General features: G+C 34.9%; 11 protein-coding genes. 4 read left to right on the top strand and 7 right to left on the bottom strand.

Annotated features, from left to right (window positions below):
- Window positions 1-12: 12 nt before the first annotated feature.
- A complete protein-coding gene (locus WBG07_RS17405; protein WP_340203148.1) occupies window positions 13-1,137 on the bottom strand; it encodes a pyridoxal phosphate-dependent aminotransferase in 1,125 nt (374 codons plus the stop codon).
- 189 nt (window positions 1,138-1,326) lie between these two features.
- Between WBG07_RS17405 and WBG07_RS17400 the strand changes: the two genes are divergently transcribed.
- Window positions 1,327-3,480: a TonB-dependent receptor gene (locus WBG07_RS17400; protein ID WP_340203146.1), complete on the top strand. Its 2,154-nt coding sequence runs from the start codon at window positions 1,327-1,329 to the stop codon at window positions 3,478-3,480.
- A 110-nt stretch (window positions 3,481-3,590) separates the two neighbouring features.
- Here WBG07_RS17400 and WBG07_RS17395 read toward each other — a convergent pair whose 3' ends face one another.
- Entirely contained in the window at window positions 3,591-3,818 is a 228-nt protein-coding gene (locus tag WBG07_RS17395) for a hypothetical protein (RefSeq protein ID WP_340203145.1), read from the bottom strand.
- Between the two features lie 174 nt (window positions 3,819-3,992).
- Here WBG07_RS17395 and WBG07_RS17390 point away from each other — a divergent pair, with 174 nt between their 5' ends.
- Window positions 3,993-4,151 (top strand): hypothetical protein, encoded by a 159-nt coding sequence (locus WBG07_RS17390; protein WP_340203143.1) that lies wholly within the window; start codon window positions 3,993-3,995, stop codon window positions 4,149-4,151.
- 102 nt (window positions 4,152-4,253) lie between these two features.
- Here WBG07_RS17390 and WBG07_RS17385 read toward each other — a convergent pair whose 3' ends face one another.
- Entirely contained in the window at window positions 4,254-5,687 is a 1,434-nt protein-coding gene (locus WBG07_RS17385; protein WP_340203141.1) for an SDR family oxidoreductase, read from the bottom strand.
- Window positions 5,688-6,195: 508 nt separating this feature from the next.
- Between WBG07_RS17385 and WBG07_RS17380 the strand changes: the two genes are divergently transcribed.
- Window positions 6,196-7,755, top strand: coding sequence for a hypothetical protein (locus tag WBG07_RS17380; RefSeq protein WP_340203139.1), 1,560 nt, complete (start codon window positions 6,196-6,198; stop codon window positions 7,753-7,755).
- A gap of 22 nt (window positions 7,756-7,777) precedes the next feature.
- Here the strand turns inward: WBG07_RS17380 and WBG07_RS17375 are convergent, their stop codons facing one another.
- Together WBG07_RS17375 and WBG07_RS17370 are read right to left on the bottom strand one after the other, a co-directional pair.
- Window positions 7,778-8,200, bottom strand: coding sequence for a hypothetical protein (locus WBG07_RS17375; RefSeq protein WP_340203137.1), 423 nt, complete (start codon window positions 8,198-8,200; stop codon window positions 7,778-7,780).
- Between the two features lie 9 nt (window positions 8,201-8,209).
- Window positions 8,210-8,566 (bottom strand): bleomycin resistance protein, encoded by a 357-nt coding sequence (locus WBG07_RS17370; protein ID WP_340203135.1) that lies wholly within the window; start codon window positions 8,564-8,566, stop codon window positions 8,210-8,212.
- A 113-nt stretch (window positions 8,567-8,679) separates the two neighbouring features.
- Here WBG07_RS17370 and argS point away from each other — a divergent pair, with 113 nt between their 5' ends.
- On the top strand, window positions 8,680-10,461 hold the full coding sequence (gene argS / locus WBG07_RS17365; protein ID WP_340203133.1) for an arginine--tRNA ligase: 1,782 nt from the start codon (window positions 8,680-8,682) through the stop codon (window positions 10,459-10,461).
- 19 nt (window positions 10,462-10,480) lie between these two features.
- On the opposite strand, the gene WBG07_RS17360 is transcribed toward argS, so the two are convergent.
- The gene (locus WBG07_RS17360; RefSeq protein WP_340203131.1) at window positions 10,481-13,039 is read right to left on the bottom strand and encodes a TonB-dependent receptor; all 2,559 of its coding nucleotides are present in this window, start codon (window positions 13,037-13,039) and stop codon (window positions 10,481-10,483) included.
- On the bottom strand, window positions 13,026-13,940 hold the full coding sequence (locus tag WBG07_RS17355; RefSeq protein WP_340203129.1) for a FecR family protein: 915 nt from the start codon (window positions 13,938-13,940) through the stop codon (window positions 13,026-13,028). The genes WBG07_RS17360 and WBG07_RS17355 overlap by 14 nt, the downstream gene beginning before the upstream one ends.
- Window positions 13,941-13,986: the final 46 nt, after the last annotated feature.

Raw genomic sequence — 13,986 nt, 5'->3', positions numbered from 1 at the left:
CCCTTTTTTTAATTATCCTAAAACTTCTTGAAGTGCTTGTGTAAAAGCTTGAACCTCCTCTTGAGTACCTGTACTTATTCGGCACCAATCATAAAAAGGAGGAAAAGGCCTGCCAATTCTAACACCTTTCTCTAACATTTGATCACCTAAAGCTCTTATATCTTTTCCACTTCTAAAGAAAATAAAATTAGTGTGTGAATCTAGGTAGCTTAATTTGAGATCGTCCAGTGTCTTATAGATCATTTTCTTTGCATTCCTATTTTGTTGGAGGCTAAAATTATAGAACTCATTATCCAAAAGAGATGCTGTAGCCGCACTTATAGCAAGTACATTAGAGAAAGCAACTATATTTTTCCTGATTTTTTGAGCTAGTTCAGGTTTGGCAATTAGATAGCCAATACGCAAACCAGCAAGCCCATATACTTTAGAGAACGTTTTAGAAACAATAATATCTCTTCCTTCTTTTACCAAAGACACCATGGAAGGATAGTTAGGTGTTTCTATATAGTCATAATACGCTTCATCGCTAAAAACAATTGTTTTTTCGCTAGCTGTTTTACAAAAATCAACCAATTTATCGGCTGGGAGTAGGGTAGAAGTAGGATTGTTAGGATTACATAAAAAAACTAATTTAGTTTTAGAAGAGATCCTTTTTTCAATAGCTTCCAGATTATACCCCATGTCCTTTCCAACAGGCGCCCAATTAATAGTTGCACCCCATTGTTCTGCATAATTCATCATGGCCAAAAAGGTAGGCTTCGCTGCGATAATCTCTCCGCCATTAGCCGTAAAGGTAAGTCCTGTAATTTTCAACCCTTCTGTTGAGCCGCCAGTAATAATAATACTTTCTGGTTCCACGCCTTCTTTAATGGCGAGTTTGCGTGCCAATTCATCTGCATACGCATACGGATATCTACAACCGTGGTCAAATGCTTTTGTAATAGCTTCACGTACCTGAGAAGAAGGACCAAACGGATTTTCATTAGAGCTGAGCCTAATAGGCTTTTCCAACACGCGCGGATTAAATTTTCTACGCTCAGCAGCAGTAAGTGTTTGCAGTGCACCAACGCCTGTTAATAATGTTAGCCCTCCTGTAAGTGATGCACTTTTAAGCCAGTCTCTTCTACTAATGCTCATAATATCTTTTTTTTTAGCACTACCTAAGATACTTAATATTAGGCAAATAATAATGAGTAAGTGTGAATTGTTGTCTAAGGAATTCAGTTATTCACAATTCATACACCACTTTTAACAGTCTGGTTCTTTTTTTTATGGTTTGGCGGTAGTTGTACGCAATTTTACATCATCAAACAAAATCAATCAAAAATGAAATCAGTTATAACGCTCGCTTTTTTATTAATTACAGGTATTAGTTTTGGACAATATACCATTTCAGGCAAAGTGACCGATTCAAGGGGAATACCAATTATTGGAGCCAATGTCTATTTAGAAGGAACGTATGAGGGAGGTTCCACAGATGATTTAGGTGATTTCTCCTTTTCTACAACGGAAACTGGAGAAAAAAATCTGGTGATATCTTATATTGCTTATGAAACGTTTACCAAAACTGATCTGGTAGAACATATGAATTCCTTAAAAGTAAGATTAAGAGAAGAAGTCAATTCACTTAGCGGAGTTACTTTAACGGCCGGGACTTTTCAGGCGGGCGATAATTCAAAAGTATCAGTTTTAAAACCATTAGATGTGGTAACTACAGCAAGCGCTTTGGGAGATTTTGTAGGGGCATTGCAAACACTACCAGGAACGAGCACAGTAGCCGAAGACGGCAGACTTTTTGTGAGAGGTGGAAATGCTGGGGAAACCCAAATTTTTATTGACGGTATTAGAGTATTCACACCTTTTACACCTACTACTAATAATGTACCTACCCGTGGCAGGTATTCTCCATTTTTGTTTGATGGAATTACTTTTTCTACAGGTGGATATTCTGCAGAATATGGTCAGGCGCTTTCTAGTGTATTATTACTAAATACCATTAATGAACCTGATCAAGAAAAAACAGATATTGGTATGATGACAGTTGGTGGAACTTTAGGAAATACGCAGAAATGGGAAAAATCATCTCTAAGTGTAAATACCTCTTATATAAATTTAGCTCCCTATCTAGAAATTTTTCCCGATAGGAATGATTGGATTAAACCTTTTCAAAGTGCTTCTGGGGAGGCAGTTTTTCGCCGTAAATACAAAAATGGATTATTAAAATTATATACCGCTTTTGATCATACTGGATTTGAACTAGATCAAGAAGATATAAACTTTGAAGATTTGGTTAGGTTTAAACTAAATAATAACAACCTGTATTTCAATGGCAGCTACATAGGGGCGTTAAAAAATGATTGGATACTCCATGCCGGTGCGAGTTATACATTTGGGAATACCAATCTTAATGTAATCAGTGATCATATAAGGCAGCAAGAAAAATCTGTTCATGTAAAAACAGGGCTTAAGAAAGCGTTTAGCAGCCGATTTAAAATCAATTTTGGCGCAGAATATTTTAATACAGCTTTTACCGAAAATTTTAAAGGAGCGGATACAGAAACATTTACAAGTAACTTTAACAATAATATTATAGGTGTTTATAGCGAAGCAGATTATTTCTTTTCAAAAAAACTAGCTTTTAAAGCAGGTATAAGAGGTGAATATTCTGAATTACTAAAGGAAAGTACTTTTTCACCAAGGCTTTCTGTAGCATGGAAATCTGGTGAGCATTCTCAATTTTCGTGGGCGTACGGCGAATTTTTTCAAAATCCCCAAAACGATGCCTTAAAGTTTAACAGAAGCCTGAGTGCAGAGCAGGCTACGCACTATATTATGAATTACCAATACAATAATAATGGCAGAGTATTTAGAGTAGAAGCCTATTATAAAAATTATGACGCATTGGTGAAATTTGATACAGACTTCCCCATTCCTGGGAGTGTTTTTTCCAATGATGGTTATGGATATGCAAAGGGACTGGATCTTTTTTGGAGAGACAATAGCAGTATTAAAAATATGGATTACTGGGTAAGCTATTCCTATCTGGATACGCAAAGAGACTTTCAAAATTTTCCAGAAAGCGCAGCTCCTTCATTTACTTCAAAACACAATTTTTCTTTAGTAGGTAAATATTGGGTAGAGAAATGGAAAAGTCAAATAGGAATTGCTTATAATTTTGCTTCGGGAAGACCATATAATGACCCTAACACCAATGCTTTCTTGGCAGAGCGAACAAAAGCCTATCATAATGTAAGCCTTAACTGTGCATATCTTATTAGTCCGCAAAAAATCTTATACTTTTCTGTAAACAATGTTTTGGGAACGCGTAATATTAATGGATATCAATATACACAGAATGCAGATGTAAATGGTAATTTCAACAGGCGTGCACTAAGACCTGCTGCAGATAGCTTTTTCTTTATTGGATTTTTCTGGACTATCAGCGAAGATAAAAGCAGCAATCAATTAGATAATTTGTAGAACAATAAATTTTTATAAAATAAAAGCGACATCCTTGCCGATGCCGCTTTTCGCCTTATGGTGGTGGTAACCGCCTTGTTTTTTAAAAAACCGGTAGGGTCACCAAAAAATTAATTGAAAATACTTCTAATCTTGTTTGTATAAACTCCCGTAGTCATGTAACCAGCAGGGATGATTTCTTTATCACAGCCGCCTGAAAACATTCCAGTAGTAGCGTAATCCATTATAAATAGATTTGCTTTAGGATGCCGATATATTTTTTGCGATTTATGCTGGGGGCAGCTGAAATCAGCGGATTGGGTAGTAGATTTTACGCTACTGGTTCCGAAGATAATCATAAAAGTAGGTGTTATTTAGGGATTCTATTGGTATTGATTTGGGTTACTATTTAGTATAAGGGCAAAGTAATAACGTATATGAAGTAAACATCGTATAAAAACAGCAGACTTTTGTTAAGTTTTTTTAAATAAGAAAATAAAATCTTATATTTAATGAAGTTAAAACTTACTATTATGAAAAATAAAAAATTAATTAAATCGCTTAAGCTATCAAAAAAAGTAGTCTCTAATTTTAGAAGTACTCAATTAGAGGGTGGAAGAGACACCAATCAAAGATCTTGTTATTATACTATATATTGGTGTGAAACTGCTCCTCCTGCCTGTGCATCTTAAATAATCTATTAAGTATTTAAACGAATACTTAATCCATTGATGAGTAAAAAACCAATAACTTTTTTCATACAATTCACTTTATAGGTTTACCATTATTATCTTTTAGGATTTGTTGGACTTAGCAATATTATGCAACATGCCAGCAAAAATAAAATAGTGAAAAGGAACCATCGTATACCAGTATAAACGACCCCATAAACCTCTTGGACGAAAAGTGGCTGTTTGGTGAAGCACATTGTGCTCATCAATGTCAAATTCTAGCCATGCTTCCCCGGGAAGTTTCATCTCTGCGAAGAGTAGGAGTCTTTTCTGTTTCTTATCTGCTAACAATACTCTCCAGAAATCAAGAGAGTCTCCGGTGTAGATTTTATCAGGATGCGTTCTTCCTCTTCTTAAGCCAACTCCACCTACAAGTTTGTCTACATAACCTCGTATTTTCCAAAGCCAATTGGCATAGTACCATCCTTTTTCTCCTCCAATACTCCAAATGTTCTTTAAAGCGGCATCAGGATCCTCTAATCTAAGGGCTTGCCTATCTCTTAAGCAGCCATATTTAGGAACTTGAATATAGTTGCTGAGGTCTTTTTTTACACGACTGCTCACCATACTATCTTTCCAACTGCTCACTACCATGTTTTGCTCTATTTTGGCAAAAGCCATTTCAATAGCTTCTTGATAGGTATGCGTTTTAATCTCCAAAAGCTGTTGTAAACGATTATCTTTTGCAACTACTTCCATCTTCATACTGTCTACTAGGTTCATGGCTAATTTATAGGAAGTGGAGGTTACAAAATACAACCAATAAGATGAAAGTTTAGGGGTCATTACGGGAACCGTAAAGATCCAGTTTTTAAAACCTCTTACTTTTGCATATTGTTGTAACATCTCTTTATAAGTAAGTACGTTTGGCCCCCCTATATCAAAAGAATCATCATAACATTCCTTATTTCCTAAAACACCGGTTAAGAATGCAATTACATCTCTTATAGCTATAGGCTGTGTTTTGGTTAAAACCCATTTTGGAGTAATCATGACCGGTAATTTTTCACCTAAATCTCTTATGATCTCAAAGGAAGAACTTCCAGATCCAACTATGATTCCGGCACGTAAAACGGTTAAATGATAATTGCCTTGGTAAAGTATATCTTCTACATTTTTACGAGAAGAAAGGTGTTTTGAAAGCACTTGGTCGTTCACAATTCCACTGAGATAAATCACTTGCTTTACCTTGGTTTCCTTCATGTAAGTATTAAAACTTTTGGCCGCGATAGCTTCCATCTCATCAAAGTCACTGGTAGAAGCGGTCATAGAATGGATAAGAAAATAGGCTGCATCAATATCGGGAGGAATAAGTCCAGAAGTAATTTTTTCTAAAAAGTCTACTTCAACTACTTCAATACGATTTCTAACTTCTTTTGAAACCGATAGTCGTTTTTCATCTCTAACTGCACACACTATCTCATGCCCTTCTTCCAGTAATTTTGGCAGAATACGCATACCAATGTAACCATTAGCTCCGGTTAACAGAATTTTCATTTTATAATTTTTTTACAGATACTTAATCTTTTAATAATGGGTAATATGGACAGGACCTTTTCTTCATGCTATTCCAGCAGTTTTTGTGTAAAATCGTAAACTTTTTTAAATGCTTTTTTTAGAAAGTAAAGGATGTTGTAAAATACTAAGATTTTTCCCTACTGTTAGCGATAAATACAGAAACTATGCTAATCATGTTTATATAACTTTATTATTTGATAACAAGATACTGCTTTAACCTCATGATTATAATTATTTATAGGAATATTTATTCATTTTATGGGTAGCATATCTCATTAGTAAACAATAAAAAAAAAACGCTAATCTACCATACCTAATTTCTCAAATTTTGAAATCCTAAGTGTTTTAGAAAATAATTTTACAGATTAAGCACAAATAATATAGAAAGCTAACGAATAGCTTTTAAAATGTTAAAAAAAGATAACCATTAAAATAGTAACCTTAATATGTCGTTTATAAGATAACCCAAATATCTAACCCTACCCTCATGAACCATAAAAACTTGCGCAGCCTTGTATTTTTTAAAAATCAAATTGTATGTTCTCTTATATTACTATTTTTTGGATTTGGTTGCTCAGATGAAGACCTGTCTACCGATTTAGATCCTGATCCTGACCCTCAGGAAGAAGTATTTAATCCAGATGTAAATGAAGATGGAAGCCTCAATATTCTGGTTATAGGTACTAGTAAATCTATAAAAAACAATGGAGAAGCATTTTCTCCAGATTTAATTTCTAGTGAACTTCAAAATATTCTGTCATCAGAGGTGATCTCTAAAGATTTAGAAATAAATGTTATTGAAGAGAATATCTACAAAAGCAAGCAAGTAACACTAGGTCTTGGAGGTGGTGGTACTATTTATAATTGGAACCATTATTCACATTCACTGGTTCAATATTATTATTGGCCAGAAGGGCTAGAGGCTAGAATGGAAAACTTATCTGGTAATGGTGATTATAAATGGGATTATGTGGTGATTGCTGCAGATCCTTATATAATTTCTAAAATTCCAGGATTTTATTCTCTGGGAGTTCATAAAATAGCTACTAAAGTAAGTGATGGAGGAGCTAAGCCACTTTTATTAATGATGTGGTCTAAAGAAGAAACTCAAGATCATTTTGAAGAGTTTACCTATCGTGCCGCAGATGGAGCAGATGTTGATTTACCTGTTATTCCAGCTGGTATTGCTTGGGAAAATCTATCAGAATCAAAAAAAGAAAATGTGAATATACATCCCTCTCCAAATGGCGCTTACCTAACCGCTGCATCAATTTTCTCTCATATATATGGAAAAAGTGCAACAGAATCAACCTATGTATACGATGATGATATAGCAAATTTGGCTTTTTCAACCCTTACAACAGAAGCAGATAAAGAGCATTACACGGGTGAAATAGTGTTTAATTCACCTTTTGACAAGTGTAATATTGAAGATAATATACTACATTTTAATCACACAGGAACAAGTTCGGAAAATGGAATTTTAGGAGGATTAAGATGGGTTTTAGGAAAAGATGAAGTGGAATTGGTAAGAGATGGTACGCCTCCAATACATTTTAATTATGGGAGAGCAAATACTAATTTTGAAGCAGGCAAACGTTATAAAATTGATCCGGCAAGATTTGATTTTTCTTTTGGCTTTCCAATGCAAGATCATGGAAACAATGGAAATACCTCTATGTTATATGGTATTGATAAAAGATTAACAGAAACGGAAAATGGTACCGATTTAGGTGTTGCATTATTTATGGAAAGAGAAAATGAGTTGCCTTATGGAAGGGCGGTACCCATTAGAACTCTTTTTGCACAAATAAAAGAAGAAATTCCTAATTTCTCTGCATATAGGGACAGTTGGCATATGAGTCGGGATTTGGACAAGGCTATAGGTGCTTATATGTATACCATTCTAACGGGAAATTGTAGTTTGGGAGAAGAGCCTGCCAATAAAGATTCTAATGAATGGCGTACTTGGTTTGCTCAGAAAACAGGGCATACTACCGCATGGAAACTAATGTATTTAAATGGAAATACAGCTAACTGTAACTAAGCCATGTAGGTAAGTAAATAATTTAAAGATCTTCAATATGGGTAGGAGCCATTTCTGATTTGTAGTTTAATACTTTTTTCATAAAAGCATGCACCTTTTTGTCTGCTCTCACCTTTATAAAATAGTGATCTCTATACATAGAATATTCATGAGAATCTCCTTTGTAGAGGGATAGCTTATAAAAAGGTATAATTAACGCAAAAGTTTCTAAGAGAGAACGAAATCTAATAATGATGCCGTTAGGCCGTATTTCTACATTACAAGTATCAGAATTGTTGTCTAAAACCAAGAGGTTATGAATATCAATACTACTAGTAGTAATATGTAATTTAGGAGAGCCTACTCCTCCGAGTCTCCAGCGTTCTCTAAGCGTAAATGGTTTTCCAACTTCGTTGTCAATTTTACGAGTAACCTCTGGTTGGTTGTAAGAAATATTTAATAACATTGTTTTTCTTTAGCTTAGTTCTTGTCCAAATTTAATCATATTTCCGTCTTCATCTAAAATGGCAAATTCTCGCATACCCCATGGTTTGTCTTCAAGTCTTCCATTAGGATGAATTACATCTTTGTCACTTAATTCTTCGTAAAGCTCATTTATTTCTTTAACCCGAACATAGCAACTGGTATTTTCTGGATGAATCTTATCATTGCATTTCCAAAAATGAATTTCAATCTTATCTCTTCCTATAATAGCATAATTCTCATCTTGGTAGCCTAACTTGTCAAACCCCAATTTATCTTTATAAAAAAAGACCGACTTTGCTATATTAAGAGAGGCAAGCACAGGAACTGCACGAAACATATGTTCCATAAAAGATAATTTAATCGCAAGATACTATTTTCCTGTTTTTTTAAGCGTTAAGCAAAGGCTAAACTTTGTATAGATTCTATATCTTTACAGCCTTTATGTAAAATGCGAAGACTATGAATATTCAGCAATTACTGGACACAAAAGTGAAAGAAGCTATCCAGTCTATTTGGGGCGCCACACTAGAAATAGTAGAGTTTCAGGCAACCAGAAAAGATTTTGAAGGAGATATTACCATCGTAGTATTTCCCATGCTCCGCATTATCAAAGGAAATCCCCAGCAGATAGGTGAACAAATTGGCGCATACCTAAAGACAGAATTAAAAGAGGTAACTGATTTTAATGTGGTTAAGGGCTTTTTAAATATTGTGATAGCTGGTGAAGTGTATCTAAAAGAGTTCAATAATATCTTGAAAAACTCACATTATGGCTTTGTAAATTCAGACAATACCTCAAAAGCGATGATGGTAGAGTACTCATCTCCAAATACCAATAAACCGCTCCACCTAGGGCATGTACGTAATATTCTTTTAGGATATTCTGTTGCTGAAATTTTAAAGGCGAGTGGTAAAAAAGTCTATAAAACGCAGATTATTAATGATCGTGGTATTCATATTTGTAAATCTATGTTGGCCTGGAAGCGATTTGGGAATGGAGAGACTCCAGAATCAACCCAAACAAAGGGAGATAAATTGGTTGGTAATTACTATGTTAAGTTTGATCAAGAATATAAAAGCCAAATTGCAAATCTTGTAGCGGAAGGCATGGATCAAAAGGAGGCTGAAAAAAAGGCTCCTATTCTATTAGAGGCGCAAGCAATGCTCCTAAAATGGGAAGCTGGTGATGAAGAGGTAGTGGCATTGTGGAAAACCATGAATCAATGGGTTTATGATGGCTTTGAAGAAACTTATAAAAATATTGGTGTAGATTTTGATTCTTATTACTACGAGAGCAATACGTATCTTTTAGGGAAAGATGTAGTTGCTGATGGTCTAAAGAAGGGTGTTTTTTTCAAAAAGGAAGATGGGAGTGTTTGGATAGATCTCACAGATGAAGGACTTGATGAGAAAATTGTCTTAAGAGCAGATGGAACAGCTGTTTATATGACTCAGGATATAGGCACTGCAATACAACGGGTAAAAGACTATCCTGATATTGGAGGAATGGTTTACACCGTGGGAAATGAACAGGATTATCATTTTAAAGTATTATTTCTCATTTTAAAGAAACTCGGATTTGAATGGGCAGAAAAATTATATCATTTGAGTTATGGAATGGTTGATTTACCTTCCGGAAAAATGAAAAGTCGCGAAGGTACGGTAGTGGATGCAGATGATTTACTTTTAGACATGGCAACCACTGCTGAGTCTATTTCTACCGAATTAGGTAAATTGGACGGTTTCTCTGAAACTGAAAAGAAGGTACTTTATAAAACAATCGGTCTGGGAGCTTTGAAATACTATATTCTGAAGGTAGATCCTAAAAAACGAATCCTTTTTAATCCGGAAGAATCTGTAGATTTTCAAGGAAATACAGGTCCTTTTATTCAATACACCTATGCTAGAATTCAATCTATTGTACGCAAAGCTTCGGTAACATTAACCGAATCAACAGCAACGTCTTATTCCCTTAATGCAAAAGAAAAGGAACTGCTAAAACAATTACAGCTATTTCCTGAGGTGATCCAGCAGGCAGCAGCCAATTATAGTCCGGCGCTTATTGCAAATTACGTGTATGAGCTGGTGAAAGAATTCAATTCATTTTATCAAAATGTTTCTATTTTAGGGGCAGATACTGAGGAAGAAATTGCATTTCGTGTGAAACTTTCTGCTAAAGTTGGAGACGTAATCAAATCGGCTTTCGCTTTATTGGGAATTGAGGTGCCAAAGCAGATGTAAAATAGGCTTCAAAAGTTTTCTAAAAGTTTACTCGTAAACTCATGTTTGGTGTAAGACCTAATGAGCGACTGTCTAATCTTTGTAATTCGTTGTTTTCATCCAATCGGAAATACGAATTGATTAGGTTTTCCTTGTTAAGAATATTAAGTACCGAAACGCCAACCGAGGCAGGAAGTTTATCAGTTAGTTGAAAATCATAAATAGCAGAAAAATCTGCTCTCAAATAATCTTCAAGGTTTGCACCATTAGGCATAGCATAGTTAATTTCAAATGGCACAGTTTCCTCATTAACAGGGTCTCCAGAATCAGGTAGCGTAAAAGGTGTACCACTGCGATAATTAAGACCCACAGAAAGTTTTAGTTTTTTATAATTATAGGAACCTGCAAAACTTATGGAATGCCTAATATCTGAGTTGTTAGGAAAGGTTGAAGGATTTAAACCTTCAAAAGTATAAGTGTTTTTAGCAAGCGTATAGGTAAACCAGATACTGTAGCTGTCGTTTCGTTTATTAATAAGAAATTCAGTACCCGTAACATTATAACCTCCTGTTGTATTCACTTCCTGATTTTGATCTTGAAATCCTTGACTTCTACTGCTAATATCATCAACCTTCTTATAATAAGCTTCACTACTAATAAGCCATCCATTTTTTTTGTATTGAATTCCGGCGGAACCCTGCATACTGGTAATTATAGGCGTGTCCTCTTCATTGGCTAATAACCATCTTCTTTTATCAATTCCTAAAAAATCTTCCTGTAAATCTATTACTTGCGAGATATATTGACTTTTAAACTCTCCCAGTGCCTTTAAAGTCCAATTTTTACCTAACTCCTGACGAAAGTTTACTCTGGGTTCTATAAGTAAACGACTGAACTTTGGAACATAATTGGCTCTTAAACCAGCTCTTATATACGTATTTGATTTTTGCCAAGTGGCTTCTGTGAAAACAGCATGATTTCTAATGACCCCTTTAGTATCTCGAAAAAAATCAGGGTTGATTACATTTACAGCATTGGTAACTCCCAATTCATAAAATTGATATCCACCTTTAAGACTTGTGTTTTCATTAAGTTGAAAGAGTCCGGTAAGCTTTCCTCCAGTTTCTAATACTTCATTTTTCTGCTCCAGTATTTGATTAGTCTCCACATCATTATTAACTGCTTCAATACTATATTTACTTAAATACCCAGAAACAATAGTGGTGAATTTTGTGTTCCACCTGCGTAGCCACTTGCCTCCAATGCCTAGGTTAGCCTGGTCTAATGAACTTGTTCTGGTTTGGTCTTCCTCTGTACCAAATTCATCATAAGAAAGTTCATTATTTACGTTGATTGCACTAAGTCTTAATTGATCTTTTTCTGAAGCATCAAAAAGTAATTTAGCCGCAAAATCATAAAAGAGGAAGTTTTCGTTTCCAGTGATCTGTTGATTTTCTATGTTTTCAGAATTAGCTTCATTAATAATTTCTGTATCTTGAAAAGAACGCTGAAAAAACTGTTCAAATGTTGGAGTATTGAAGTAATCTATAACAGAACGCCTTGCCGAAATTTGAGCAGTTAACTTTTTATTGATAGGAATTCTTGCAAAAGCATCTGCGCTTATCAAATTAAAACCACCCCCTCCAGAAAATTTTTCAGCTAGTCTATCACTGGTTTCCATACTAATCAAACTAGAAACACCATCATTATAATAAGCACTGGTTCCGTTTTTAACAACCGACACTTTCTCTGTAAGGTAAGGGTTAAACGCAGATATAAGCCCAAAGAAATGTCCCGTATGGTACATTTTGATGCCATCCCACAAAATCAGGTTTTGATCGTGAGTACCGCCTCTGATATTAATATTGGAAATGGTTTCATTTACACTTTCTATGCCAGGAAGTGCTTGTATGGTTTGTAAAACATCTGGTTCAGATAATCCGGGGAGAATACCAAATTCTTTTGGAGTGAGTTTAATAGCACCATCTAGCTTTTCACTGATTCCTCTTGAGAATACATTCATTACCACCACTTCTTCTAACTCTTGTATGTAAGGAATCATGAAAATGGGAGCACATTTATTGTTTATATTTAATTGGTTAATTGGAATTTCAATAGATTCATAGCCTACAAAAGATATTTTAATACTACCGTCACCAGGAAGATTGTTAAGTACAAAAAAACCTTTTTCGTCTGTAGTTACACCTTTATCCATAGCAACTACAGTGACAGAAGCACCAAAAAGTACTTCATTGGTATTTATGTTTTTTAAGATACCACAGATACGATCAACTTTAGAAGGGTTGGTAACAGCAACGAATCTGTCATCCAAGAGTTGATACGTTAGTTTGGTTTGTGTTCTAAGGAAATTAAGTGCCTGATTCAGATTTTGAAAAGAAGAAATCTGGTCTATTATTTTACCATTTACAATAGCATCCTGATATGAAAATTTAACCTCAAATGAATTTTCAATTTGGATAAAGGCGTCCCTTAAGCTTATCTTTATAACATCTGTTTGCTGCGCGAAAGCATTCAGGAATACAAAAAAGAAAGCAAAACCAATTAAAAAAACGGGACGCCTTTTGTTAAAGGTTGGCAATGGTTATAGTGCCGTCATTATTAATGTTAAACGATAAATTTAATGGGATGCATACGGTTTGCAGTGCTTTTTCAAGATCATTATGCTTAAAACCGCCAGTAAAGAGTTGTTGTTTATCTGTGTTGTCAACTCCCTGAATTTTAACATTGAATTGTCTTTCTAATTCATTGAAAACCATTTGTAGCGGCACACTTTTAAACATACTTTCTTTTTGAATCCACGAAGGCTCTAAAGCTTTGAGTCTGCTTTCTTCTTTAAATTCACCATAAACTACCTTGAAACTTTCTCCAGGTTGCAATAGAATTTGTTTTAGTTCGTGAGTAACCTTTACAAGTCCCTCATAACAGACCACTTCAAAGAAATCTTTACGATCTTTAACATTGAATTGTGTTCCAAGCACAGAAACAGTACCTTGATTGGTAACTACATCAAATGTTTGACCTTTTTCTACCTTAAAATAAGCTTCTCCATCAAGTTTGACAGATCGGTTCTTATCCCAAGAAAGTTTGTGATAAGTAACATTTGAACCAGCATTCAAAATTATTTCAGAATCATCGGGTAAAATTACAGTGTCTGTTTGAGCAAAATCTGTACTCACCTGAGTGTCGCGCATCATGAAATAAGTAGCACCAAAAATTAAAACTACTGCAGCAGCTATTCTTAGCCATAGCTTTGCAGGATTCATTTGAATTACCTTAGTTTCTTTTACTTCGTTGGAATTAACTTTCTTTTGAAGTATAGCCAATTGTTTAGATACATCATACCCGGGTGCTTTCCAGTTTTTGGTATGTGCTGCAATTCTAGCATATTCCTGAAATTCAGGATGCTGTTGAAATGCCTTGAGCTCTGTGTCGCTAAGATCGCCAGAGAGCCATTTTGCTAAGTAATTTTCGGTACTCATAGTGCTGGTATTTGTTTATATAACAGTTGAAAGGTTATTTACCCTA

This window comes from Ascidiimonas meishanensis (assembly GCF_037782385.1).
Lineage (GTDB): Bacteria > Bacteroidota > Bacteroidia > Flavobacteriales > Flavobacteriaceae > Ascidiimonas > Ascidiimonas meishanensis.
Note: the sequence above shows the minus strand (reverse complement) of the source record. Positions and strands in the feature narration are given on the sequence as shown.

What these genes read in the sequence shown, in the direction of transcription:
- WBG07_RS17405 (WP_340203148.1), bottom strand. Translation starts at nt 1,137, where the DNA reads ATGAGCATTAGTAGAAGAGACTGGCTTAAAAGTGCATCACTTACAGGA.
- WBG07_RS17400 (WP_340203146.1), top strand. Translation starts at nt 1,327, where the DNA reads ATGAAATCAGTTATAACGCTCGCTTTTTTATTAATTACAGGTATTAGT.
- WBG07_RS17395 (WP_340203145.1), bottom strand. Translation starts at nt 3,818, where the DNA reads ATGATTATCTTCGGAACCAGTAGCGTAAAATCTACTACCCAATCCGCT.
- WBG07_RS17390 (WP_340203143.1), top strand. Translation starts at nt 3,993, where the DNA reads ATGAAAAATAAAAAATTAATTAAATCGCTTAAGCTATCAAAAAAAGTA.
- WBG07_RS17385 (WP_340203141.1), bottom strand. Translation starts at nt 5,687, where the DNA reads ATGAAAATTCTGTTAACCGGAGCTAATGGTTACATTGGTATGCGTATT.
- WBG07_RS17380 (WP_340203139.1), top strand. Translation starts at nt 6,196, where the DNA reads ATGAACCATAAAAACTTGCGCAGCCTTGTATTTTTTAAAAATCAAATT.
- WBG07_RS17375 (WP_340203137.1), bottom strand. Translation starts at nt 8,200, where the DNA reads ATGTTATTAAATATTTCTTACAACCAACCAGAGGTTACTCGTAAAATT.
- WBG07_RS17370 (WP_340203135.1), bottom strand. Translation starts at nt 8,566, where the DNA reads ATGGAACATATGTTTCGTGCAGTTCCTGTGCTTGCCTCTCTTAATATA.
- argS (WP_340203133.1), top strand. Translation starts at nt 8,680, where the DNA reads ATGAATATTCAGCAATTACTGGACACAAAAGTGAAAGAAGCTATCCAG.
- WBG07_RS17355 (WP_340203129.1), bottom strand. Translation starts at nt 13,940, where the DNA reads ATGAGTACCGAAAATTACTTAGCAAAATGGCTCTCTGGCGATCTTAGC.